Here is a 24,743-nt window from a genome sequence, read left to right as displayed (position 1 = left end):
GTTTCGTCCGATCCGCGCCGATGCGGCTCAGACCAGCACCTTCCCCGGGTTCATGATCCCCAACGGGTCGAAGACCGCCTTCACCGCGCGCTGCAGCGCCATCGCCTCGGGTCCGACCTGCCGCTCCAGCCAGGCCGCCTTGAGTACGCCGACCCCGTGCTCCCCGGTGATGGTCCCGTCGAGCTCGAGCGCGGCCGCGAAGACCTCGTCGGCCGCCGCCGCGACGGCGGGCGGGATCCCGGCGACGCCGTGGTCCCAGACGAAGGTCGGGTGCAGGTTTCCGTCGCCCGCGTGGGCGACGGTCAGCACGGTCACGCCGTGCCGGGCGGCGGCGGCCTCGACCCGGCGGATCATCTCGGGCAGCCGGGACACGGGGACGCCGACGTCCTCGACCAGGCACTGGCCGAGGCGCTCGGCGGCGGGGTAGGCGAGGCGGCGGATGGCGAGCAGCTCCTCCGCCTCGGCGGGGTCGGTGGAGACGGCGGCCTCGTCGACGGCGCCGGCCTCGGCGCAGAGAGCGGCGACCTGGGCCGCGTCGTCGGGCAGCCGGCCGTCGACCTGGACGACGAGCATCGCGTCGATCCCGGCGAGCCCCATCCGCTTCCACTCGTCGATCGAGCGCAGCGTCGTACCGTCCAGCAGCTCGAGCAGCGAGACCTCCGGGCCGGAGGCCATGATCCGGGCCACCGCCTCGCCCGCCGCCTCCAGCGACGCGAAGGCCGCGACCACCGTCGTCGGCGGTACGACGGGGCGCCGGTGCAGGCGCACGGTGGCGGCCGTGATCACGCCCAGGGTCCCCTCGGAGCCGACGAGCAGCCCGGTGAGGTCGTAGCCGGCGACGTTCTTCGTGGTCGCCGTCCCGGTCCGCACCACCCGCCCGTCGGCGAGCACCACCTCCAGGCCGAGCACGGACTGGCGGGTGACGCCGTACTTCACGCAGCGCAGCCCGCCGGCGTTGGTGGCGACGTTGCCGCCGATCGTGGCGATCTCGTAGCTGGACGGGTCGGGCGCGTACATCAGCCCGTGCTCCGCGGCGGCGCGGTCGAGGTGGGCGTTGACGACGCCCGCCTCCACCACCGCGAGCCGGTCGAGGGGCCGCAGCGAGCGGATCGCGGTGAGCGCCTCGGTCGACAGCACCAGGCAGCCGTCGACCGCGCTCGCGCCACCGGCCAGGCTGGTCCCCGCCCCGCGCGGCACCACCGGCACCTCGAACCGGGTCGCCAGCGAGAGGGCGGCGGAGACGTCGGCGACGGTGCGCGGCAGCACCACCGCGGCGGGCAGCCCGCCGGGCACGACCGTGGCCATGTCCTGGCGGTACGACGCCAGCAGGTCGCCGTCCGTGATTACCCGGCAGCGAGGGCCGAGCTCGGCGACGAGGGCGGAGACGAAACCGGAAGTGCTCACGACGGGACGATACGCACCGGCAGCGAGCTGAGCCCGCGCAGCGTGTTGTGCAGGAACGGGACGGGCTCGCCGGCCGGCTCGATCGAGCGCACCCGGCGGGCGAGCTCGCCGAAGAGCACCTCCATCTCCAGGCGGGAGATCGGCTGGCCGACGCACTGGTGGATGCCCATGCCGAAGGTGAGATGGCCGCCGGCCTCGCGCTCGACGAGGTACCGGTCGGCGTCCGGGCCGAACCGCTCGACGTCCCGGTTGGCGGCGCCCGGGAAGACGATCAGCTTGCTGTCCTCGGGCAGCACCAGGTCGCCCCACGCGACCTCGCGCGCCGTCGTCCGGAAGAACGACTGGAAGGGCGACTCGAAGCGCAGCGCCTCGTCGATCGCGAACCTCGCGAGCCGCGGCGTCGCGTGCACGAGGTCCCACTGGTCGGGGTTGTCGACCAGGCAGCGCAGGGTGTTGCCGATCGCGATGACCGTGGTGTCCAGCCCGGCGGAGAGCAGTGCTCGCACCAGCACGGCGGCCTCCTCGGGTGCGACGACACCGGCGTCGGCGTGCGCCCAGATCTTCGCGCCCAGCCCGTCGGGGCTGAGGTTCTCGCGGGCGCAGTTGCTCATCGTCCACTCGATGGTGTGCTCGCCGGCCTTCATGTAGTGCTCGTAGCGAGCGTCCTCGGGACCGAACTGCGCGAAGTTCATCGCGCCGTGGGGGAGCAGGTTCTCGGCGCGGCCCTCGCGCGGGATGCCGACGGCGTCCCCGAAGACCCGGAGGGGGAAGAGCTCGGCGAGATCGGTGATGGCGTCGAACTCCCGTAGGTCCAGCAGCCTGTCGACCAGCGGCGTCGCGAACTCCTGGAAGCCGGCGCGCAGCGGGCGCATGTTGCGCGGGCTGATCACGTCGGCCATCACCGTGCGCAGCGGCGTGTGCATCGGCGGGTCGGAATCGAGGATGCCGGGCTTCCGCCAGGGCGGCTGCTGGTGGTAGTTCCGCGGCCCGACGCCGGCTCCCGAGATGAAGGTCTCGTGGTCGACCAGGATCTCGCGGACCTCCGCGAACCGGGTGAACGCCGCGACGCCGTACCTCTCCAGCCACACGGCCGGACCGGCGGCCCGCATCCGCTCGAAGAGCGGGTACGGGTCGGTCAGGTTCGCGTCGTCGTACGGGTCGTCGGCGATGTTCATGGCGGGACGGTAGGAGCGCCCGGAAATGCGCGACAACGAGGGTTCCCGCGCCATGAGAATCCGCGTTGTCGGTGGCTGGCCGCCCTCGGCGACGATGTGCCCATGACCGCTCACCTGACGCAGACCCCCGACCGCGTCGTCGTCCTCGGCGCCGCCCGGCTCACGCTCACCGATCTCGTCGCCGTCGCCCGCCACGGCGCCCGCGTCGAGCTCGACGCCGCGGTCGACGAGCGGCTGCGCGCGAGCCAGGAGTGGGTCGAGGCTGCCGGTCTGGAGCGGCCGATCTACTCGATCAACACCGGCTTCGGCTCGCTCGCCGGCCGCCAGGCCTTCGCCGACCCGGCCGACGCGGCCGAGCTGTCGCGCCGGCTGGTGCTGAGCAATGCCTCCGGCGTCGGCCGGTACGTCGACGCGGAGCTGGTCCGAGCGACCATGCTGATCCGCGCGGTCAGCCTGCTGGCCGGCCACTCCGGCGTACGACCCGAGGTCGCCCGGCTGGTCGTCGACATGCTCAACGCCGGCGTGCACCCGGCGATCCCCGAGTACGGCTCGCTCGGCGCCTCCGGCGACCTGATCCCGCTCGCCCACCTCGCGCTCGTGATGACCAAGGGGGTCGACGGCCGGGAGAGCGCCGACGAGGACCTGCGCAACTCCGGCGAGGTGCTGGGCGCCGACGGCGTCGTCGTACCGGGGGCCGAGGCGATGGCCGCCGCCGGCCTCGAGCGGGTCGCGCTGGCGGCCAAGGAGGGGCTCGCGCTGCTGAACGGCACGTCCTTCTCGTGCGCCCAGGCCGCCCTCGCTCTCCACGACGCGCAGAACCTGCTCGCCACCAACCTCATCACCGCCGCGATGTCGATCGAGGCGCTCCAGGGCTTCGGCGACGCGTTCATCGCCGAGCTGCACGAGGCGCGCGGCCAGGCCGGCCAGATCGAGGTCGCCGCGCGGATCCGCGAGCTGCTCACCGGCGCCACGCTGACCGACGGCGACCGCGACCACGACCCGGTCCGCCAGCCGCCGCAGGACGCGTACTCGCTGCGCTGCGTACCCCAGGTGCTCGGCCCGATCACCGACACGCTGCGCTTCGTCGCGGGCCTGGTGGAGAACGAGATGAACGCCGCCACCGACAACCCGCTGATCTTCCCGGCGCTGCCGCGCTCGCTCAAGGCGGTGTCGGGGGGCAACTTCCACGCGGAGTACATGGCGTTCGCCGCCGACTTCCTCAGCATCGCGGTCACCGAGATCGGCAACATCACCGAGCGCCGGCTGTTCCGGATGGACGACGGCACGCTGAACCGCGGACTGCCGGACATGCTCGTCGCCAGCGAGCAGGTCGGCATGGACTGCGGCTACATGCTGCCGCAGTACCTCGCCGCGGCGCTGGTGTCCGACTGCAAGACGCTCGCCCACCCCGACTCCGTCGACTCGATCCCCACCTGTGCCAACCAGGAGGACCACGTCTCGATGGCCAACAACGCCGGCCGGCACGCCCGCCAGGTGGTCGCCAACATCGAGGCCGTCGTCGCGGTCGAGCTGCTCATGGCCACCCAGGCGCTCGACCTGCGGATCCGGCAGGGCGAGGTCACCGAGGAGGGCCTGGCGCCGGCCGGCCGCGCGGTCCGCTCCTTGGTCCGGTCGGCCGAGGACACCCAGGGCCAGCCGGTCGCGCACCTCACCCAGGACCGGGTGCTCTACCCGTGGCTGCGCCGGGCCGTCGAGCTGGTCCACTCCGGCGCCGTCGTCGCGACGGTGGAGACGCGGTCGTGACCGGCGAGGTCCGGGTCCGGGTGGCCGCGGCCCGCCAGGTCGCCGAGCGGGTGCGCGAGCTCGTGCTCGCCCCCGTCAACGGCACCCCGTTGCCAGGCTGGACACCGGGCGCGCACGTCGACGTACGGCTCGGTCCCGACCTGACCCGCTCGTACTCCCTGTGCTCCGCGCCCGACGCCGCCACCTGGCGGATCGCCGTCCTCGAGGAGACCGACGGCCGCGGCGGCTCCCGGCACGTGCACCGGTCCGTCGCGGTCGGCGACGAGCTGGTCACCTCCGTGCCGCGCAACGACTTCGAGCTCGTCGTCGGGGAGCGGCCGATCGTGCTGGTGTCCGGCGGCATCGGGGTCACCCCGATCCTCCCGATGGCGGCCGCGGCCCAGGCCGCCGGCGCCGAGTGGCGGCTGCTCCACCTCGCCCGCAGCGAGGCGGCCGCGGCCTACGTCGACGAGCTGGCGGCGTACGGCGACCGGGTGGTCCGCCATGTCGACACCGACGGCGGCCCGGTCGACCTGGTCGCGACCCTCGACGCGCTGGGGGGCGCCGAGGCCGACGTCTACGCCTGCGGGCCGGCGCCGCTGTTGACCGCGCTCGAGGAGTACGCCGCCGCACGGCCGGGCGCCCGACTGGTCGTCGAGCGGTTCGCCGGCGACGGCGCCGCGGTGCGTCCGGGCGACCATGCCTTCGTGGTCGAGATCGCCGACGGGACCGAGATCCCGGTCGCCGCCGACCAGACCGTGCTGGACGCGCTCACCGGGGCCGGGATCCGCGTGCTCAGCTCCTGCCAGGAGGGGGTGTGTGGCACGTGTGAGACGGTCGTCCTGGAAGGCGAGCCGGACCATCGCGACCACGTCCTCAGCGACGAGGAGCGCGAGAGCGGCGAGATGATGATGCCCTGCGTGTCGCGGTGCCGCGGCGCGCGGATCGTCCTGGATCTGTGAGGAGAGGGAGTCCATGAGTCAGCAGGTGAAGGCCGTCGTGGCGTTGGCGAAGGGTGCGCCGGTGGAGGTCGTGACGATCAACGTTCCGGATCCGGGTCCGGGTGAGGCGGTGGTCAAGGTCCTCTCGTGCGGGGTGTGCCACACGGATCTGCACTACCGCGAGGGTGGGATCAACGACGAGTTCCCGTTCCTGCTGGGTCATGAGGCTTCGGGGGTCGTGGAGGCGGTCGGACCGGACGTCACCTCGGTGGCGCCGGGTGACTTCGTGGTGTTGAACTGGCGGGCGGTGTGCGGTGAGTGCCGGGCCTGCAAGCGGGGCGATCTGCAGTACTGCTTCGCCACGCACAACGCGAAGCAGAAGATGACGTTGGAGGACGGCACGGAGCTGTCCCCGGCCCTGGGGATCGGGGCGTTCGCGGAGAAGACGCTGGTCGCGGCGGGTCAGTGCACGAAGGTCGACGCGTCGGCGCGTCCGGCCGCGGTCGGTCTGCTCGGGTGTGGGGTGATGGCTGGTATCGGTGCGGCGATCAACACCGGTGCGGTGGGGCGGGGCAGGTCGATCGCGGTGATCGGCTGCGGCGGTGTGGGCGTGGCTGCGATCGCCGGCGCCGCACTGGCCGGTGCCAGCCCGATCATCGCGGTCGACATCGACGCCAAGAAGCTCGCGAAGGCCAAGGAGCTGGGCGCGACCCACACCGTCGACTCTTCGGCTGTGGATCCGGTCGAGGAGATCAAGCGGATCTGCGGGTCGGTCTACGACGGCGCGGAGGGTGCCGACGTGGTGGTCGAGGCGGTCGGTCGTCCGGAGACGTGGAGGCAGGCGTTCTACGCCCGTGACCTGGCCGGCACCGTGGTGCTGGTCGGCGTACCGACCCCGGAGATGAAGGTGCCGGAGATCCCGTTGATCGATGTGTTCGGTCGGGGTGGGGCGTTGAAGTCGTCGTGGTACGGCGACTGCCTGCCCTCGCGGGACTTCCCGATGCTGGTGGACCTCTATCAGCAGGGCCGGTTGGACCTGGATGCGTTCGTGAGCGAGGAGATCGGGATCGACGACATCGAGGCGGCGTTCGAGAAGATGCATCACGGCGAGGTGCTGCGCTCGGTGGTGGTCCTGTGATGACTGCTGGGGCTGCTGGGGCTGCTCGGGTGGACCATGCGGTCACCTCGGGGACGTTCTCGCTGGACGGGGAGACGTTCGAGGTCGACAACAACGTGTGGGTGGTCGGTGACGACGTCGAGTGCGTGGTGATCGACGCCCCGCACAGCGTCGAGGACATCCTGGCCGTGGTGGGGGAGCGGCGGGTGAAGGCGATCGTGTGCACCCACGCCCACGACGACCACGTCCGGGTGGCGCCGGCTCTTCGGGAGAAGGTGGTGGCGCCGATCTTGTTGCACCCCGACGACAAGCCGCTGTGGGAGCTGACCCACGGAGGTGATGCCGGGTACCTGTGGGATGTGGACCTGGCTGACGGCCAGAGCCTTGAGGTGGGCGGCACGACCCTGCAGGTGATCCACACGCCGGGTCATGCGCCGGGTGCGGTGTGCCTCTACGCGCCGGACCTGGGCTGTGTGTTCACCGGCGACACCTTGTTCCACGGTGGCCCGGGCGCGACGGGCCGCTCGTTCAGCGACCGGCCCACCCTGGAGGCCTCGATCCGGGCCAAGCTGTTCGCGCTGCCCGGCGACACCGTGGTCCACACCGGGCACGGCGAGGACACCACCATCGCCGCCGAGCGGGCGCTCCTCGGCGACTAGCCCCGCCCCCGCCCACCGCGGCGCGCGACCATCGGTGGCGCTGTAACACGTTGTTCGCTGCTCTTCCTGACCCCAGACGTCGCCAGCTGGGGTCCGTACGGGTCTGCTACATGCGGTCCGGGTCGGGCAGGCCAGCGGACACCGTGTTACAGCGCCACCGACACACACCACCACCGCCCCCACGGAGCGCAGCGATCCCACCGCTCGGCGGAGCGACCGTCGACGGCGCTGTAACACGTTGTTCGCTGCTCTTCCTGACCCCAGACGTCGCCAGCTGGGGTCCGTACGGGTCTGCTACATGCGGTCCGGGTCAGGGAGGCCAGCGGACACCGTGTTACAGCCCGGCCCAAGCACCCCGCTAAGCACCGACCCGCAGCAGCCCCCGCAGCTCACCGAGCACCTCGTCGTCGAGACCCAGCCCGTCCCTCAGGTACGCCGACCGGTCGCCGTACAGCTCCTCGACCGCCGCCCACGCGGCGCGGAGGTACTCCACGTCGACGACCAGGGTGGGCTCGTAGACGGCGACCAGGTCGGGGCCGGCGTGCTTCGCGATCTCGGCCTCGACGCGGGCCCGGGAGGCGGCGGTGCGGGCGTTGGTGAGCAGGTAGTCGCTCTCGATGGTCGGGTCGTCGACGCCGGCGATGTGGAGCAGCAGGGCGGCGACCCAGCCGGTGCGGTCCTTGCCCTGGGCGCAGTGGAAGAGCTGGGGTCCGCCGGCGGCGAGCTGGCGGAGCACGCCACCGAAGGCGGTGCGGCAGTGCTGCTCGACGACGAAGCCGCGGTAGACCTCGTCCATCAGCGCGACCGCCTCGGCGCGGCTGCCGAGGCCGGAGAGCCGTTCGATGGGGATGCCGATGGCGTCGAAGTGCAGGTTGCGTACGCCGGGGAGCTCCGGGTCGGGGTGGACGGCGATCTCGGTGGGGGAGCGCAGGTCGATGATCGTGGTCAGTCCGAGCGCGTGGAGCGCGTCGAGGTCGACGTCGCTGAGGCGCAGGTCGTTGGAGCGGTAGAACACGCCGGTGCGGACCCGGCCGCCGTCGCGGGTGGCGTAGCCGGTGCCGGCGACGTCGCGGAAGTTGTCGGCCGATGCGAGCCGGAGGTACTCGTCGTCGGACGTCATCGGGTCGCTCCCTTCGAGGGCCGGGCGTCGAGCTCGGACCGGGTCAGTGCGCGCCACGGGGAGGGAGCCGCGGCGGTCGAGGGGGCCTCGGGGCTGGTGCCCTGGGTCCACCACTGGGCGACGTACGCCGTACCGTTCAGCTGGACCCGGTCGCCCGCCTCGTAGACGTCGCCGGCGCTCCACTCGGGGTAGGTACCGGCGGGCACCGTGGGACTCGGCTCGGGCGTCTCCCCCGGGAGCACCGGCCCGATCAGCCGCCAGGCGGAGGCGCTGGCCTCGATGGTCGGGTCGTCGGGCACGTCGCCGCTGGTCCACCACTTGGCGACGTAGACGTTCTGCTTCCACACCACCCGCTGGTCCTCGAGGTAGATCACGTCGGGGTCCCACACCGGGTAGGGGCTGGTCTTCGGGTCGTCGGTCGCGGAGGCGGTCGGCGACGGCTGCGCGGTGGCGGTGGTGGGCGACGTGGCGACCGGGCCGCCGTCGAGCCGGTCGGCCAACACGCGGGCGAAGGCGCCGGTGGCCTGGTCGACGCCGCTGCAGGAGTCGGAGACCTTGGTGACGTCGGGCCAGTTGCTGCTGCACTCCCGGTCGCGGTTCAGCGACCACAGCGAGAGCCGCCCGAGCCGCTTGCCGTCGGCGAAGGACTTGAGTCGGCGCGCGTCGGCGAGGGTGAAGACCTCGCCCGCGATGTCGTTCTGGCCGGCCATCGGGGTCGCCCCGAGCGCTCGCCAGAGCTGGGCGTCGGTGCGATGGCTCCCGAGGTCGTCGTAGAGCTTCGCGAGCTGGCCGTGGGTGCTCTCCAGCGCCGTGACGGCGGTCTCGCCGAGTTCGGCGCCGGCCTCGCGGCTGCCGCCGTAGTTCATGGTCATCACGTTGACGCCGGCCAGGTCGACCCCGCCGTCGACCAACGAGCGCACCACGGCGATTCCCTCGTCGGTCAGCCCCTGCGGCGCGACCGGGAGGGTCACCCAGACGTCCACGTCGGCGCTCTCCTGCAGGCGCGCCAGGGCGGCGGCCCGCCGCTCGTTGGCCGCGGTGTCGGCGAGGGCGGCGCCCTCGATGTCGAGGTCGATGACGTCGAGGTCGTAGCGCCCGACGACCTCGCGGTAGGCGTCGTAGAGGTCGTCGGGATCGGTGCAGCCGACGGCGAGCTCGGTGTTGGCCTGTCCGCCGAAGGACACGATCGGCGTCCCGCCGAGCTGGTGCAGCCGGGCGATCCGGCGGTCGAGGTCGAGCTGCTCCCCGGCCTCGGGCAGCGTGTAGTGGGTGCCCCAGGTCGGGGTGCACGCGTCGTCGGTGGCGGCCACCACGAAGGACAGCACGGCGTTCGCGCCGGCGCCCTTCTCGGGCTCCTCGAAGGGCAGCGACGGGGTCGCCGTCACGTCGACGTAGCCGGCGAACCAGGAGTCCTGGGTCACCTTGACCCGGGCGTCCTGGAACCATCGCCAGCCCCGCAACGAGGCGAACACCAACGCCCCCGCGACCAGCAGCACGACCACCAGGCGCGTCCATGACAGGCGTCGTCCCTCGACCAAGCCCACGCTCACTCAACCCCTCGCTCTTCGCCGTTCGCCCTCCCGCAGCCCGGCCGCCGACTACCCTACGAGGCGAGCGCCGTGCGTGGGGACGAACGGCAGCAGCTGAACCGGGGAGGGTTCACATGCGAGGGAGCGCCGCTGTGCGCGGAGGAACGGTCGCGCCCGTACGGCGGCGACAGTGGGGCGCGGAGCGTCGCTCGGAGCCGATGCCGATCGTGCACCTGCGACCCAGTACGGCGACGCTGACCTGGGGCCGGATCGCGATCACCGCGACCGTGCTGTTCTGGTTCGCCTACCTGGTCTCGACGATCGTGAGGCACTTCCTCAACGACGTCGGCGGGTTCCGCTTCACGATGGAGGCGGTCTCCTACCTGGCCGTCGTGACGATGCTCAGCTTCTCCGCGCTGATGTACCTCGTCGCCCGCCAGGGGGCGTTGAAGAGGTTCCGGGCGCACCAGCGGGTGCCCCGCGGACTGCTCGACGCCCACTTCGACGACGACCACCACGCGATGACCGTGCTGGTGCCCTCGTACGCCGAGGAGCCCGACATCGTCCGGCTCACGCTGTGGAGCGCGGCGCTGCAGGAGTACCCCGACCTGCGGGTCGTGCTCCTCGTCGACGACCCGCCGTTCCCGACCGACCCGGAGGTGGTCGCGCGGCTCGAGGCCACCCGGGCCCTGTCCGGTGACATCGAGGCGGCGCTCGCGGTGCCGCGGGACCGGGCCGCCGCGGCGTACGCGACCGCGGACCGCGCGCTCGGCAGCGACCCCGACGCCGGCACCGAGCGGCTGGTCGCCCTCGCCGAGGAGTACGACGCCGCCGCCACCTGGCTCGAGGAGATGGCCGAGCACGAGGTGGTCGCCGACCACGTCGCCGAGTTCTTCGTCGACCAGGTGCTGATGGGCCTGGCCAGCGAGCTGCGGCTCTCGCTGCTCGCCATCGAGGCCGCTGTCGACCAGGGCGGCCGGATGCCCGCGGCCCGAGTCCGTGAGCTGCACCGGAGGCTGGTGTGGATCTTCGGGGCCCGGCTGGAGGGCTTCGAGCGCAAGCGCTACGCCTCGCTGTCCCAAGAGGCCAACAAGGCGATGAACATCAACGCCTACCTCGGCCTGATGGGCGGCACCTGGCGCCCGGCCGAGTCGGCCGAGGGCGCCCTGTTGTCCCGGGTCGCGCCCGAAGAGGCCGGCGCCGGCGACCTGGTGATCCCCGGCAGCGAGTACGTCCTCACCCTCGACGCCGACTCCCAGCTGCTGCGCGACTACTGCCTGCGGCTCGTCTACTTCCTCGAGCAGCCGGAGAACGACGACGTCGCGATCACCCAGACGCCGTACTCGTCGTACCGGGGCGCCCCGACGCGGATCGAGCGGATCGCCGGCGCCACCACCGACATCCAGCACATCCTGCACCAGGGGATGACCTACCACGACGCGACCTTCTGGGTCGGTGCGAACGCCGTGATCCGCCGCCGCGCGCTCGACGACATCGTCCAGGTCGAGACCGTCGGCGGCGTCGAGATCCGCACCTACATCCAGGACCGCACGGTCATCGAGGACACCGAGTCCAGCATCGACCTGGCCGCCGCGGGCTGGCGGCTGATCAACTACCCCGAGCGGCTGAGCTACAGCGCCACCCCGCCCGACTTCGGCTCGCTGGTCGTGCAGCGCCGGCGCTGGGCCAACGGCGGGCTGCTGATCTTCCCCAAGTTCTGGGCGCAGCGGAAGCCGCGCGCCGCGGCCGGCCTGCCGATCCGGTGGGGCGAGTTCGCGCTGCGGCTCAACTACATGGCCTCGATCGCCTGGGCGACCTTCGCGCTGCTGCTGCTCCTCTTCTACCCCTACGACGGCCGGCTGCTGTCGCCGCTGGTCATCGGCGCCGCGCTGCCGTACTTCCTGTGCATGGCCAGCGACCTGCGCCTGTGCGGCCACCGCCGGCTCGACGTGTTCCGGATCTACGGGTTCAACCTGGTGCTGCTGCCGGTCAACCTGGCAGGTGTCCTGAAGTCGATCCAGCAGGCCTTCACCGGCGAGAAGATCCCCTTCGCCCGGACCCCGAAGGTCCGCAACCGCACGGCGGCCCCGGGCTTCCACGTGCTGGTTCCCTACCTGGTGGTCGGCTACTCGCTGGTGACCGCGTGGCGCAGCTACCAGCACGAGAACTGGGGCAACCTGGCCTTCGCGCTGTTCAACGCCACGCTGTGCGCCGTCGCGATCCGCGCCTACATCGGGCTGCGCGCCTCGGTCGTCGACATGGCGATGGGCGTGGTCAACTGGCTGTACGTGCCGATCCGGCGCTCGGGACCGGTCGCCGTCGAGCCGTCCGGGGAGGAGGCCGTCGACTGGCAGGGCATCCTCTACCACGGCGACCGCCGGCTGGGCCGCGACCTGCGCAGCAAGGGCGACCGCCGGCGCCGGATCGCCCGGCCCCGGTCGGTGCGGCGCCGCTGACCCGGGTCAGGCCCGCCGCGGCGGCCGCGGCACGAAGCGCGCGGTCCGGGCGGCGTACTCCGGGTAGCCCGGGCGCTGCATCATGGTCCGCTCGATCAGCTTGGCGCCCGTCGCCTCGCTGAGGAACCAGGTCATCGCGAGCGGCGCGACGACCGTGGCCAGCCCGGCGACCCAGCCGGACGCGAGGCCGCCGGCGAGCCACAGGCCCCACCACACGCAGGCGTCGCCGAAGTAGTTGGGGTGCCGGGTCCAGGCCCACAGCCCGGTGTCGAGCACCGGCGGGCGCTGGTCGCGGGGCCGGGCACGGTAGGCCGCGAGCTGGGCGTCGCCGACGGCCTCGAAGAACAGCCCGACCGCCCAGACCACGACGCCGGCCACGACGACGGGGGTCCAGCGCACCGACAGCACCACGCCGACCGACACGGGCAGCGCGATGACGGGGACGAGGGCGCCCTGCAGGGCGAACACCTTGCGCACGGCACGGGCCATGCCGACCTCCGCGAGGGTGCCGCCGAGGAGCTTCTCGTAGCGCGGGTCCTCGCCGCGGTGGGCCGCCGTACGTCGTCCGATGTGCCAGGCCAACCGTCCGCCCCAGGCCACGACCAGCGCCACCAGGACAGCGGTCCGCCAGTCCGATCCCACGTCGGCCAGGACCGCACCGGCCCCACACACCAGCGCGGCCCCGGCGAACGCGGCCCCCCAGGCCACGTCGACGACGGCCACCCGGCCCTGGCGGCGGGCGACCAGCGCGGTCGCCGCCATCACCACGGCCGCCGCGGCCACGGAGAGCAGGATGCTGAGGACGACCGTCATCCGGCCGGCCTGCGCAGGAGCAGCTGGTCGACGCCCATCCGACCGTCGCGGAATGCCATCGAGCCGCCGACCAGGTAGAGCCGCCAGACCCGCACCAGCTCTTCGCCCACCAGGGCGGTGATCGCGTCCAGGTTCTCCTCGAACCGCTCCAACCAGCCCGCCACGGTCAGCACGTAGTGCTCGCGCAGCGCCTCGACCCCGCGCAGCTCCAGCCCGGCGGCCTCCAGCAGCTCGATGGTCGCGCCGACCGGACGCATGTGCATGTCGGGTGCGATGAAGGACTCGATGAACGGCCCACCGCCGGGGTGGTTCGCACCGCGCGACATCTGCTGGACCAGCACCCGGCCGCCGGGCCGGACCGAGTCGTGCAGCACCCGCGCGTACGCCGGGTAGTTCCGCTCCCCGACGTGCTCGCCCATCTCCAGCGACGCCACCGCGTCGAACTCCGCGCCGGGCAGCGGCACCGCGTCGCGGTAGTCGCAGAGCCGGAGCTCGACCAGGTCCGCCACGCCCCGACGCCGGGCCGCGGCCTCGGCGAAGCGGCGCTGCTCGGCCGAGATGGTCACGCCGACCACGCGGACGCCGAAGTGCTCGGCGGCGTGCAGCGACAGCGAGCCCCAGCCGCAGCCGACGTCGAGCAGCCGCATCCCCGGCTCCAGGCCGAGCTTGCGGCAGACCAGGTCCAGCTTGGCCTCCTGCGCGTCGGCCAGCGGCTGGTCCGGTGAGGCGTGGTAGCCGCAGGAGTACGCCATGGTCCGCTCGTCGAGGATCAGTGCGTAGAAGTCGGCGGTGGTGTCGTAGTGGTGGCTGATCGCCCGCCGGTCGCGGTCCTTGCTGTGCAGCCGGCCGCGGACCCGCGCCTGGGTCGCCGGCGCCGCGGGCGGGCGGCCGAGCAGGTCCAGCCCGACCGCGGTCCGCAGCGCGCCCGCCAGCGCCCGCAGCGACGGCCGTCCCGGCAGGCCGCGCTCGGCGGCGACCTCGAAGGCGTGGCTGAGCGCCGCGTCCAGGTCCCCCGGTACGTCGAGCTCCCCGGTGACGTAGGCCTGCGCGGCCCCCAGCTCGCCGGGATGCCAGAGCAGCCGGCGCAGCGCGTCGCGGGAGCGCAGCTCGACGACGGGCGCGTCGACCGGGCCGGCCGTCGTACCGTCCCAGGCGACCAGGCGCACCGGCAGGTCGCCGCCGACGAAGGGGCGCAGCGCCTGCTCGAGATCGGCCGCGACCGTCGTCATCGGACCTCCTCCGGCCGGGCGAGGCTCAGCTGGTGCACGTCGATGTAGTCCGCGGCGAAGCCCGCGCGGCAGTACTCCAGGTAGAAGTGCCACATCCGGACGAAGACCGGGTCGAAGCCGAGCTCCGTGACGCGCTCGTGCGAGGCGAGGAAGGCCCGGTCCCAACGCTGGAGCGTCGGCGCGTAGTGCCGGCCCATGGCGAGGTCGTCGGTGATCCGCAGGCCGGTGTGCCGGCTGGTCACCTGGTCGATCGCCCGGACCGAGGGCAGCGCGCCGCCCGGGAAGATGTACTTGGTGATGAAGGTGTGCGTCGACCCGGTGGCGAGCATCCGGTCGTGCGGCAGCGTGATCGCCTGGATCGCGACCCGGCCACCGGGCGCGAGCGCATGGTCGATGGTGCGGAAGTACGACGGCCAGAACTCACGACCGACGGCCTCGATCATCTCCACCGACACGACCGCGTCGTAGGCCGCGGCGGTCTCGTCGAGCAGGGCCCGGTAGTCGCACAGGTCGACGGTGACCCGGTCGGCGTACCCGGCCGCGGCGATCCGCTCCCGCGCCAGCGCCTGCTGCTCGACCGACAGCGTGATCGACCGTACGGTGGCGCCGCGGGCGGCGGCCCGGATCGCGAGCTCGCCCCAGCCGGTGCCGATCTCCAGCAGCCGGGTGCCGGGCCCGACGCCGGCCCGGTCGAGCAGGCGGTCGACCTTGCGCCGCTGGGCGCCGGCGAAGTCCTCGGAGAGCGCGCTCCCGAGGTCCTCGAACAGGGCGCTGGAGTAGGACAGGGTGGGGTCGAGGAAGGCTGCGAACAGGTCGTTGGACAGGTCGTAGTGGTGGGCCACGTTGGCCTGCGTGTTCTCGCGGGTCCCCCGGTGGCTGCGCGGCAGGCGCGGTGACACGACTCCGCGCAGCCGCTGCAGGCTGTGCGGCACCAGGTCCGCCATGTCCGCGGCGAGCACGGTGAGGAAGTCCCCGAGCACGCCGTCCCCGGGCACGCCGTCCTCAGCCCAGGCGCCCGTCAGGTAGGCCTCGCCGAAGCCGATCAGCTTGTCCCGGCCGATGCGGGCGAAGAGCTCGGCCGGACGGTGCACCACGACAGCGGGTCCGCCGAGCCCGAGCCGCTCGACGGTCCCGTCCGGGCGGCGCAGCCGGACCGTGATGCGCCGCCGCGCGACGGCGGCGCGGAACAGGCGTTCGGCGATCCGGGCGGACAGCGTGCCCTCGGGCACCGGTGCCAGGCCGGGCCAGGTCGTGGTGGGGGAGGCGGTGAGCGTCATCGGAGCCCTCCTTCGGGCGAGTCGTGGCGCGGACGGGGCTGGACGGGGAGGCGGCGCGCCCACAGCGCGACGCCGTGCGCGCGGATCAGGGCAGCGCCGCGCAGGCCCGCGAGGGGGAGGCGGGGCGGGGACGTCGGGCTGCCGGTCAGCACCGCGTCGAACCGGGCGCCGTCCCGGGTCACCAGCCGGACGCCGAGCCGGAGCAGGCCGGTCGCCGGGTCGGGAGGCGGGGCGAGCACCTCGTAGTGGCCGTCGGTGCCGTGGAAGGGAGAGACGTACATGGCCTTCTCGACGACGAACCGTCCCTCCGCGGTGGTCCGCCCCGGGTCCAGCAGGTAGGCGTGCCGGTCGCCGTAGGTGTTGTGCACCTCGACGACGGTGGCTGCGGGACGGCCCCCCTCCGCACCCGCGGCCCAGCACCAGTGGACCGTGATCGGGTTGAAGCAGTGCCCGAAGGCGCGGGGATGGGTGGCCGTCAGGGCCCGGCCGCCCCGCAGGTCGAGGTCGTGCGCGGCCAGGAACCGGTCCAGGCCCTCGCGCACCGAGGCGGTGTCGCCCCCGAAGTGGTCGCGCCCCAGGTATCGCCCGCGCACGCCGTCGACCGAGCCGTCGTCCGCGACCCAGTCGAGGTCGACGACGGTGAGGTGGGAGCGGTGGGTGAAGGTGTTGCGCAGCGGCTCGCGCCGGCGGTGGGTCAGCGTCGTGGCGTAGGTGGTGGCGGCCGGGCCCGTGCCGCTCGCCCCCGCCGCCAGGCCGAGCCGCTCGACGGCCCGCTGCCCGGACCGTGCGCCGTCCTCGTGGAAGCCCCAGCCGTGGTAGGCGCCGGCGAACACGATCCGGTCGGTGTCGATCTCCGCCAGCCGGGCCTGGGCGGCGACCGACGCCGGCGTGTAGAGCGGGTGGGCATAGGTACGCCGGACCAGCACGGTCGCGGGGTCGACGGCGTCCTCGCCGCCCAGGGTGACCAGGTAGTGGGTGTCGGTGGGCAGCCGCTGCAGGCGGGTGAGGTCGTAGGTGACCCGGACCCGCTCCTGGGCGACCCGGGGGCGGCGGAAGTTCCACGACGCCCACGCGTCGCGGGCGCGGGGGAGCAGCCGGGTGTCGGTGTGCAGCAGCGCGGTGTTGGTGGAGTACGGGATCGCGTCGAGCACCTCCTTCTGCTCCCGGGTCGGCGCCGCGAGCATCCCGAGCGCCTGGTCGGGGTGGGTGGCGACCACCACGGCGTCGTACGCCTCCCGGCCGGCGGGCGTGGTGACCTCGACGCCGGTGTCGGTCTCCTCGACCGCGAGCACCGGGGCGCCGGTCCGGATCCGGCCACCGGCTGCCTCGACCGCGGCGGCGATCGCGGCGACATAGCTCGCCGAGCCGCCGGTGACCGTGCGCCACGGCGGCGAGCCGAAGACGGCGAGCATGCCGTGGTGGTCGAGGAAGGCGAACAGGTACGCCGCCGGGTAGTCCAGCGCCAGGTCGGGATCGCACGACCACACCGCCGCGACGAGCGGCTCCATGAAGTGCCGCCGGAAGTACGGCGAGAAGCCGTGGTGGTCGAGGAAGGCGGCCAGTGTCGTCAGGTCGCCCTCCCGCGGTGCGGCGAGCAGCCGTCGCGCCGCGCGGTGGAAGCGCGGGATGTCCACCAGCATCCGCAGGTACGCCGGGTTGCGGTGGTTGCCCGCGCCCGCGGGGAACAGCCCACGGCGCCCGAGCGCGCCGGCCCACTCCAGGCCGGTCACCTCGTCGCTGGTGGACATCGACATCTCCGACTCCTGGGTCGGTACGCCGAGCTCGTCGAGGATGCCGGTCAGCACCGGGTAGGTGCGCCGGTTGTGGACGATGAACCCGCTGTCGATGCGCAGCTCGCGTCCGGTCGGGTCGGTGACGACGTGGGTGTCGGCATGCCCGCCGAGCCGGTCGTCGGCCTCGAGCAGGGTGACCTGGGCGCCGGCGCGCGCGGCGAGATGGGCCGCGGTGAGCCCGGCGACGCCGGAGCCCACCACGGCGATCCGTCGTGGGGTCGCGGTGGTCATCAGGAGTCCAGGGCGAACAGCGCGATCGGGTCGCCGGTCGGCTGCGGGGACCCGCCGTCGGGCTCGACGGTGATCCCGACCCCGGTGGCCCGGGACGCGTCGCCGTCGAGGACGTACGTCGTGTCCGCCTCGTCGGGCATCAGCCCGGCGGGCACCATCTCGCCGGCGGGCGTCTGCAGCCACAGCTCGTAGGCCCGGCCCTCGGGAGCCGGGGCCATGCCGGTGGTCCGGATCAGCGCCCGGCCCTCGCTGCGCGACACCACGACGGTGGCGGTCGAGCCGTCCGGGAAGGTCTTCTCGACCCGGCTCGCGTCGGGGGCGGCGAGGATCCGCTCGGCCGCGGTCAGCTGCTGGGGCTCGTCGCCCGCCCAGGGCTGCAGCGTGGCGACGCCGACGCCGAGGAGCAGCACGACGGCGGCGGCCACGGCGAGCAGCAGCGGCGTACGACGGCGCAGCACCGTGCGGGCACCGCCGGCGCGGCGCGGGGGCAGCGGACGGATCCGCTCGATGCCGGCGAGCACCTGGTCACGGACGGCGGCCGGCGGCGACACCAGGTCGGCGGTGCCGAGCAGCGCCGCGGTCTCGCGGAGGCCGTCGACCTCCTCGCGGCAGTCGGCGCACTGGGCCAGGTGGGCCTCGAACCGGGCGCGCTCCACGTCGTCGAGCGCGTCGACGGCGTAGGCGCCGGACAGGGCGTGCGCGTCCCACCCGGGGGACTGGTCGTGATCGGTCATCGGCCTACTCCGATCGTGTCGCGCAGCCGGATGAGGCCGTCGCGGATCCTGGTCTTCGCGGTCCCGACCGGCAGGTCGAGGAGGGCGGCCACCTCGGTGTGGGTGTAGCCGCCGAAGTACGCGAGCTCGATCGCCTCGCGCTGGACGTCGGTGAGCTGCTCGAGCGCGGCCCGGACCCGGCGGGCCTCGAGCGACGCGTGCGCCGCCTCGACGGTCGTGTCGTGCTCGACGGCCTGGTTGCTCTGCTCCCAGGTCACGTCGCGCCGGGTCGCGGCCTCCGCGCTGCGGACCCGGTCGACCGCCTTGCGGTGGGCGATGGTCATCAGCCACGCGAGGGCGCTGCCGCGCTCCGGGTCGTACCGGCTGGCCTGGCGCCAGACCTCGAGGAACACCTCCTGGGTGACCTCCTCGGCCTGGGCCGGGTCGCGCACCACCCGCAGCACCAGGCCGTGCGCCCGCGCCGCGGTGGCGTCGTAGAGCTCGGCGAAGGCGGCGCTGTCGCCGCGAGCGGACTGGCGAAGCAGCGCGCCGAGGTCGGGGCCGTGACCGCCGGCCGGCGCCCCCGCGTGGGGAGCGCCGGCCGGGTCGCCGGGGATCGGATCCATGGTGTGATCCTTCCGGGTCGAAGGGTGTGCGGGTAGTGCCCGGAACGGGTCACTTGACCCCGGTCAGCACCTTGTCGATGACGTAGACGGTCGCGTTGGCGGTCGGGATGTTGCCGCACAGCACCTTCGCGGTGACGGTGCCGTCGGAGACGGTCATGCCGCTCTCGGCGTCGCCCTCGATGGTCAGCTGGTCGCCGGCGAGGGTGTCCTTGTCGCCCGCGACCGCGTCGGGGGCGTCGTTCTCGCCGAGCACGTGGTGGGCGAGGATCTTGTAGAGCGGGCTGTCCTGGCCCTTCTCCTTGCCCTCCATCACCAGCGCGTTGAGGTCCTTCTCCGGGATCTCGGCGAACGCGTCGTTGTACGGCGCGAACACGGTCAGCGCGGGCGCGCCGTTGAGGGTGTCGGCCAGGCCGTCGATGCTGGTGACGGCGGTGACCAGGGTGCTCAGCAGCGGGTTGTTGCTCGCGGCGGTCGCCACCGGGTCCTTGACCATGCCGTCGAAGGAGCCGGCGCCCGAGGTCGGGATGGCCGAGCAGCCGGGGCCGAAGGTCTGCGCGCCGGCGCCCTCGGCGGCCGCGTCAGAGCTCGGCGCGTCGCTGGTCATGCCCGAGTCGGCGCTCGGCGTGCTGTCGCTCGCGCCGCTGTCGCCGTCGTCGCCGCAGGCGGCGAGGGAGACGGACAGGGCGAGGACGGCGGCGGTGGCGCCGGCCGTGCGGGTGAGGCGGTGCAGCTTCATGGTGGTGCCTTCCGTAGAGGGTCGGTGTGCAGGTGATTCGGAGTGGGGCGAGAACCGGATTGGTGCGGATCCCGAGCTGGTTCAGGAGACGCGGACGAGCAGCTCGTGCAGGCCGGAGGCGCCGTTCGGGAAGGGCTCGGCGCGCACCGCGGCCTGCGGCTCGCCGTTGCCGGCGACGGCCCGCACCGCGATCCGGTGCGAGCCGGGAGCGGCGGACCACCGGTGGAACCACTGGCGCCAGTAGTCGTCGCCGCCGTCCGGGCCCAGCTGCGCGTCGACCCACGGACCGCCGTCGACGCGCACCTGGACGCCGGCGATCCCGCCCCGCTCCTGCGCCCACGCGACGCCGCCGACCACCACCTCGCCGGCGGCCAGCTCGGCCAGCGCCTTCGGGGTGTCGATCCGGGCGCTGATCTTGATCGGGGCGTCCGTCGCCCAGCCGCGCTCGGTCCAGTAGGCCTGCTGGTCGTCGTACGTCGTCAGGGTGAGGCGGCGCAGCCACTTGGTGGCGCTGATGAAGCCGTACAGCCCCGGGATCACCAGCCGCACCGGGAAGCCGTGCTCGCGCGGGAGCGGCCTGCCGTTCATGCCGACCGCCACCAGGGCGTCGCGGCCGTCGGTGGCCAGCGCGAGCGGGGTGCTGATCGTCATCCCGGCGAAGTCCGTCGACAGGATCTGGTCGGCCTTCGTCGAGCCGATGCCGGCGAGGTCGAGCACGTCGGTCAGCCGGACGCCCAGCCAGCGCGCCGCGCCGACGTACGGTCCACCGACGCTGTTGGAGACGCAGGTCAGCGTGATGTCGCGCTCGACCAGCGGCATCGCGAGCAGGTCGTCGAAGCTCAGCGTCACCTTCCGGTCCACGTCGCCGTCGATGCTCAGCGTCCAGTCGTCGGCGCTGATCACGGGTACGTCGAGGCGGGTGTCGACCCGGTAGAAGTCGGCGGTCGGCGTACGGAACCGGGTGATGCCGGGCACCTGGTCGTCCAGGCCGCGCGGCAGCGGCGGCGCGGGATCGGCCGGTGCGGGGAGGGCGACGTCCTCGGGACGGGCGCGCAGCCGGGTCACCAGCCGCCCGCCCAGCCCGCCCACCGCGGCCATCGCGCCCACGGCGGTGACCGTCAGCAGCAGCGCGCGACGGCCGTCACCCCCCTCGCGGGCGGCGCTCGCGTGGTGGGTGCGGCCCAGCAGCCGCAGCGCTGCGGGCGCGGCGAGCGCGGCCACGAGGGAGGGGACCAGGTCGAGCGGCTCCGCCTCCGGCCGGGTCAGCACGGCCGCGGCGGCGATCGCGACCAGGGCGACCAGCAGCCCGGCCCCGACCGCGAACCGGCGCCGGGCGAGCACGCCGGCCACGGCCGCCAGCACCAGCACCCCGGCCAGCACCGAGCCCACCAGGACGGCCTTGTCGGCGCTCCCGAAGGTCCGGATCGCCCACTCCTTCATCGGCGTGGGGGTGCGGTCGATCACCGCCGAGCCGACCGCCAGCACGGGTGAGGCCGCGGGGTGGGTCAGGGCGGCGGCCAGGTGGGCGAGGCCGATGCCGAACAGGGTCGCCAGGACGCCGTACCCGGCCCAGATGAGCTTGCGCATGCAGGGGGTTCGTCGCCGACCCCCGGTCGGGATGGGTCAGACCGGCGTGGCGATGTGGACGAGCGCGTCGCCGGCGTTGACGATCGGCGCCCGGGTCAGCCCGATCACGATCCCGTCGCGGTCGGCGTGGACCAGCCGGACCCGGCGGCCGAAGGTGTCGGACAGCCCGCCGAGGCGCTGGCCGTTCTCGACCCGGTCGCCGAGCCGGACCTCGAGGTACAGGATGCCGGTGCCGCGGGCGCGCACCCACCCGCTGGAGCGGGACTCGGCGGGCGCCGGGTGGTCGGCCCACGCCGGGTCGGGGTCGATCATGCCGAGGGAGGCGAGCACCCGTCGTACGCCCGCGACGCCGACGGCGATCGGCTCGGCCTGGAAGCGCATCGCCTCCCCGGCCTCGTAGAGGAGCACCCGGGCGCCGCGCTCGCGGCCGGCCTGGCGCAGCGAGCCGTCGCGGAGCCGGGCGTGCAGCATGACCGGCGCACCGAAGGTCTCGGCGAGCTCGCGGGTGCGGGGGTCGTCGAGGTCGGCGCGGATCTGGGGCAGGTTGGAGCGCCGGTCGGCGGCGGTGTGCAGGTCGATGCCGACGTCGCACTTGCCGACCACCTCGGTCATGAACAGGTGCGCGATCCGGCTGGCGAGCGAGCCGCGGGCCGAGCCGGGGAAGGAGCGGTTGAGGTCACGGCGGTCGGGGAGATAGCGGTCGCCGGTCATGAAGCCGAACACGTTGACCACGGGTACGGCGAGCACCGTGCCGCGCAGCGTCTTGGGCGACAGGCTCGCCACGATCTGCTGCACCACCTCGACGCCCATCACCTCGTCGCCGTGGATCGCGGCGTTGACCCACACGGTCGGCCCCGGCTCGCGGCCGTGGAGGACCCGCACCGGCAGGCTGATGTCGCCGCCCGTCACCAGGCGGGTGATCGGGAGCTCCACCTCCTTGGCGGAGCCGGCCCGGACCCGCACGGTGCCGATCGCGAAGGACTCACGCAGGGCCATCGGCCCGCCCCCGGTTCTTGCGGCGCACCCGGCGTGGCGGCCGCCCGCCGAGATAGGAGCGACCGGAGTCGACCAGGAAGCCCTGGCGCAGCGCCTCGCGGCCGACGAGCATCCGGAAGCCCATCTCGTCGCGGCGGGTCAGCGTCACCTCGGTCGTGATCGTGTGGTCGAGCAGCTCGAGCTCGGTGAGGACGACGAACCGCTCCTGGGTGTGGCCGGTGGAGCTGCGGATCGTGCGGCGGTCGTGGACCGGGCACTCGACGTAGACCGCGTCCTCGGCGGAGCGCTGCCACGGATGGACCGAGAAGCGGACCCAGTCGGCGCCGTCGCGGTCGAAGGAGGTGAGGTCGAAGGCATGAAGGGCGGAGGTGCGGGCACCGGTGTCGAGCTTGGCCTTGACCGGTCCCACGCCCAGACCCGGCAGGCGCACCCACTCGCGCCAGCCGGCGACCACCGGCGGGCTGCTTGAATGGGCACTGACCACACCCCAATCCAATCAGGTCGGGTATGAAGCTCGCGATCCTCTCCCGCGCCCCGCGCTCCTACAGCACCCAGCGGCTGCGCACCGCAGCCCTCGACCGGGGGCACCAGGTGAAGGTGCTCAACACGCTCCGCTTCGCCATCGACCTGTCGGGCGACGAGCCCGACCTGCAGTTCCGCGGCAAGCAGCTCTCCGACTACGACGCCGTGCTGCCCCGGATCGGCAACTCGATCACCTACTTCGGCACCGCCGTCGTGCGCCAGTTCGAGCAGATGGACGTCTACACGCCCAACACCGCCAACGGCATCGCGAACTCCCGCGACAAGCTGCGCGCCACCCAGATCCTCTCGCGCCACAACATCGGGATGCCCGCCACGACCTTCGTCCGCGACCGTGCCGACGTGATCCCCGCGATCGAGCGGGTCGGCGGCGCGCCGGTCGTGATCAAGCTGCTCGAGGGCACCCAGGGCATCGGCGTCATCCTCGCCCCCAGCATCAAGGTCGCCGAGGCGATCATCGAGACCCTGCAGAGCACCAAGCAGCAGGTCCTCATCCAGCGCTTCGTCAAGGAGTCGCGCGGGCGCGACGTCCGCGCGCTCGTCGTCGGCGACCGGGTGGTCGCGGCGATGCGCCGGGTCGCCCAGGGCGACGAGTTCCGCTCCAACGTGCACCGCGGCGGCAGCGTCGAGCGGGTCGACCTGGACCCGGCGTACGAGCAGGTCGCCGTCCGCGCCGCCCAGATCATGGGCCTCAAGGTCGCCGGCGTCGACATGCTGGAGGCCAAGGCCGGGCCCTTGGTGATGGAGGTCAACTCCTCCCCGGGCCTGGAGGGCATCGAGACCGCCACGAAGCTCGACGTCGCCGGCGCGATCATCGACTACATCGACAACCAGGTCGCCTTCCCGCAGATCGACGTCCGCGAGCGGCTGTCGGTGTCGACCGGGTACGGCGTCGCCGAGCTCGTCGTCCACGGCGACGCCGACCTCGTCGGCAAGTCCATCGGCGACTCCGGCCTGCGCGACCGCGACATCACCGTGCTCACCCTCCACCGCGGCACCCTGGTCATCCCCAACCCCTTCCCCCACCACGTGCTGGAGGCCGAGGACCGGCTGCTGTGCTTCGGCAAGCTCGAGGAGATGCGCTCGATGATCCCGGCGCGCCCCAAGCGCCGGGCGCGGGTCAAGAAGCTGCCCAAGACGCCGATCCACGAGGCGTGAGGGGCTGGCGTCTCCCTCCGCGCATCTGACGAACGGGCTGTGAACCCGACGGTTCGGCGACCCGTTCGTCAGATACGACGGGCGGACCCGACCACCGACGGCCGGCCCGACGCGGCAGGATGGCCCGCATGACTGACGCACCCGCCGAGCTGGTCCACCTCGACGTCGCTGACGGCGTCGCGACGATCACCCTCGACTCGCCGCACAACCGCAACGCCCTCTCGCGCCAGCTGGTCACCGAGCTGGTCGCGCACCTGGCGACCGCGGACGAGGCCGACGACGTACGCGTGGTGGTGCTGCGGTCGTCGGGGCGGGTGTTCTGCTCGGGCGCGGACCTGTCGGAGGCCTCGACGGTCCCGATGCAGGAGGGGGCGCGGGCGATCGTGGCGCTGCAGCGCCAGATCGTGGCGTCGGCGAAGCCGGTGGTCACGGTCGTCGAGGGCGCGGCGCGGGCCGGTGGCATCGGCATCGTCGCCGCGTCCGACGTCGTCGTGGTCGCCGACGACGCCACCTTCGCGCTGACCGAGGTCAAGCTCGGGCTCACTCCCGCGGTCATCTCGCTCACCGTCTTCCCCCGGCTCACGCCGCGCGGACTGGCCTGGACCGCCCTCGGCGGCGAGGTGTTCACCGGCGCCGAGGCCGCCGACTACGGGCTCGCGACCTTCGCGGTGCCCGCCGCCGACCTCCAGGCGAAGGTCGACGACGTCGTGGGCCGGCTCGCCACCGGCGCGGCCCAGGGGCTGCGCGAGACCAAGCGGCTGCTCGCGGCCGACCTGCTCGAGCGGATCGACACCCACGGCGAGGAGCTGGTCGAGCTGAGCGCGCGGCTGTTCGGGTCCGACGAGGCGCGCGAGGCGATGACCGCCTTCCTGACCCGGAAGAAGGGCTGAGACCGGCCGA

Annotated in this window: 21 protein-coding genes; 7 read left to right on the top strand and 14 right to left on the bottom strand. The window is 73.3% G+C overall.

What is annotated here, in order from left to right; genetic code table 11:
• Positions 1–27: 27 nt before the first annotated feature.
• Both JOD66_RS11735 and JOD66_RS11730 read right to left on the bottom strand, forming a co-directional pair.
• Positions 28–1,404, bottom strand: a complete 1,377-nt coding sequence (locus JOD66_RS11735; RefSeq protein WP_307823458.1) for an FAD-binding oxidoreductase — start codon at positions 1,402–1,404, stop codon at positions 28–30.
• Positions 1,401–2,579 (bottom strand): cytochrome P450, encoded by a 1,179-nt coding sequence (locus tag JOD66_RS11730; RefSeq protein ID WP_204837056.1) that lies wholly within the window; start codon positions 2,577–2,579, stop codon positions 1,401–1,403. The genes JOD66_RS11735 and JOD66_RS11730 overlap by 4 nt, the downstream gene beginning before the upstream one ends.
• A gap of 102 nt (positions 2,580–2,681) precedes the next feature.
• On the opposite strand from JOD66_RS11730, the gene JOD66_RS11725 reads away from it, so the two are divergent.
• Genes JOD66_RS11725 through JOD66_RS11710 form a run of 4 tightly spaced genes read left to right on the top strand, consistent with a single transcriptional unit; the run spans position 2,682 to position 7,039 of the window.
• Positions 2,682–4,343: an HAL/PAL/TAL family ammonia-lyase gene (locus tag JOD66_RS11725; protein ID WP_204837055.1), complete on the top strand. Its 1,662-nt coding sequence runs from the start codon at positions 2,682–2,684 to the stop codon at positions 4,341–4,343.
• Entirely contained in the window at positions 4,340–5,284 is a 945-nt protein-coding gene (locus JOD66_RS29475; protein WP_204837054.1) for a PDR/VanB family oxidoreductase, read from the top strand. The genes JOD66_RS11725 and JOD66_RS29475 overlap by 4 nt, the downstream gene beginning before the upstream one ends.
• A 13-nt stretch (positions 5,285–5,297) precedes the next feature.
• The gene (locus tag JOD66_RS11715) at positions 5,298–6,401 is read left to right on the top strand and encodes an S-(hydroxymethyl)mycothiol dehydrogenase (protein ID WP_204837053.1); all 1,104 of its coding nucleotides are present in this window, start codon (positions 5,298–5,300) and stop codon (positions 6,399–6,401) included.
• Entirely contained in the window at positions 6,401–7,039 is a 639-nt protein-coding gene (locus JOD66_RS11710; protein ID WP_204837052.1) for an MBL fold metallo-hydrolase, read from the top strand. The genes JOD66_RS11715 and JOD66_RS11710 overlap by 1 nt, the downstream gene beginning before the upstream one ends.
• A gap of 358 nt (positions 7,040–7,397) precedes the next feature.
• Here the strand turns inward: JOD66_RS11710 and JOD66_RS11705 are convergent, their stop codons facing one another.
• The gene (locus tag JOD66_RS11705) at positions 7,398–8,159 is read right to left on the bottom strand and encodes a tyrosine-protein phosphatase (protein ID WP_204837051.1); all 762 of its coding nucleotides are present in this window, start codon (positions 8,157–8,159) and stop codon (positions 7,398–7,400) included.
• Positions 8,156–9,709, bottom strand: coding sequence for a chitinase (locus JOD66_RS11700; protein ID WP_204837050.1), 1,554 nt, complete (start codon positions 9,707–9,709; stop codon positions 8,156–8,158). The genes JOD66_RS11705 and JOD66_RS11700 overlap by 4 nt, the downstream gene beginning before the upstream one ends.
• Positions 9,710–9,906: 197 nt before the next feature.
• Between JOD66_RS11700 and JOD66_RS11695 the strand changes: the two genes are divergently transcribed.
• Entirely contained in the window at positions 9,907–12,144 is a 2,238-nt protein-coding gene (locus JOD66_RS11695; protein ID WP_204837049.1) for a glycosyltransferase family 2 protein, read from the top strand.
• Between the two features lie 6 nt (positions 12,145–12,150).
• On the opposite strand, the gene JOD66_RS11690 is transcribed toward JOD66_RS11695, so the two are convergent.
• The 10 genes from JOD66_RS11690 to JOD66_RS11645 form a co-directional block, all read right to left on the bottom strand.
• Entirely contained in the window at positions 12,151–12,957 is an 807-nt protein-coding gene (locus JOD66_RS11690) for a DUF1295 domain-containing protein (RefSeq protein ID WP_204837048.1), read from the bottom strand.
• Entirely contained in the window at positions 12,954–14,186 is a 1,233-nt protein-coding gene (locus JOD66_RS11685) for an SAM-dependent methyltransferase (RefSeq protein ID WP_204837047.1), read from the bottom strand. The genes JOD66_RS11690 and JOD66_RS11685 overlap by 4 nt, the downstream gene beginning before the upstream one ends.
• Entirely contained in the window at positions 14,183–15,463 is a 1,281-nt protein-coding gene (locus JOD66_RS11680) for a class I SAM-dependent methyltransferase (RefSeq protein WP_204837046.1), read from the bottom strand. The genes JOD66_RS11685 and JOD66_RS11680 overlap by 4 nt, the downstream gene beginning before the upstream one ends.
• Complete coding sequence (locus tag JOD66_RS11675) at positions 15,460–17,487, bottom strand: FAD-dependent oxidoreductase (RefSeq protein WP_204837045.1); 2,028 nt, start codon at positions 17,485–17,487, stop codon at positions 15,460–15,462. The genes JOD66_RS11680 and JOD66_RS11675 overlap by 4 nt, the downstream gene beginning before the upstream one ends.
• Positions 17,487–18,221, bottom strand: coding sequence for an anti-sigma factor (locus tag JOD66_RS11670; RefSeq protein ID WP_204837044.1), 735 nt, complete (start codon positions 18,219–18,221; stop codon positions 17,487–17,489). Before JOD66_RS11670 ends, JOD66_RS11675 begins: the two co-directional genes overlap by 1 nt.
• Positions 18,218–18,826, bottom strand: coding sequence for an ECF RNA polymerase sigma factor SigK (sigK, locus tag JOD66_RS11665; RefSeq protein WP_204837043.1), 609 nt, complete (start codon positions 18,824–18,826; stop codon positions 18,218–18,220). Before sigK ends, JOD66_RS11670 begins: the two co-directional genes overlap by 4 nt.
• A 49-nt stretch (positions 18,827–18,875) precedes the next feature.
• Positions 18,876–19,562 (bottom strand): fasciclin domain-containing protein, encoded by a 687-nt coding sequence (locus JOD66_RS11660; protein ID WP_204837042.1) that lies wholly within the window; start codon positions 19,560–19,562, stop codon positions 18,876–18,878.
• Positions 19,563–19,643: 81 nt separating this feature from the next.
• The gene (locus JOD66_RS11655) at positions 19,644–21,149 is read right to left on the bottom strand and encodes a molybdopterin-dependent oxidoreductase (RefSeq protein ID WP_204837041.1); all 1,506 of its coding nucleotides are present in this window, start codon (positions 21,147–21,149) and stop codon (positions 19,644–19,646) included.
• A gap of 36 nt (positions 21,150–21,185) precedes the next feature.
• On the bottom strand, positions 21,186–22,145 hold the full coding sequence (locus JOD66_RS11650) for a succinylglutamate desuccinylase/aspartoacylase family protein (protein ID WP_204837040.1): 960 nt from the start codon (positions 22,143–22,145) through the stop codon (positions 21,186–21,188).
• Positions 22,132–22,599: an ATP-dependent zinc protease family protein gene (locus JOD66_RS11645; RefSeq protein ID WP_204837039.1), complete on the bottom strand. Its 468-nt coding sequence runs from the start codon at positions 22,597–22,599 to the stop codon at positions 22,132–22,134. The genes JOD66_RS11650 and JOD66_RS11645 overlap by 14 nt, the downstream gene beginning before the upstream one ends.
• A 53-nt stretch (positions 22,600–22,652) precedes the next feature.
• On the opposite strand from JOD66_RS11645, the gene JOD66_RS11640 reads away from it, so the two are divergent.
• A complete protein-coding gene (locus tag JOD66_RS11640) occupies positions 22,653–23,843 on the top strand; it encodes a RimK family alpha-L-glutamate ligase (protein ID WP_204837038.1) in 1,191 nt (396 codons plus the stop codon).
• Positions 23,844–23,971: 128 nt separating this feature from the next.
• Entirely contained in the window at positions 23,972–24,733 is a 762-nt protein-coding gene (locus JOD66_RS11635) for an enoyl-CoA hydratase-related protein (RefSeq protein ID WP_239545203.1), read from the top strand.
• The last annotated feature ends 10 nt before the right edge of the window (positions 24,734–24,743 follow it).

The organism is Nocardioides nitrophenolicus, from assembly GCF_016907515.1.
GTDB classification, from domain to species: Bacteria; Actinomycetota; Actinomycetes; order Propionibacteriales; family Nocardioidaceae; genus Nocardioides; species Nocardioides nitrophenolicus.
This window is presented reverse-complemented; position numbering and strand designations above follow the sequence as displayed.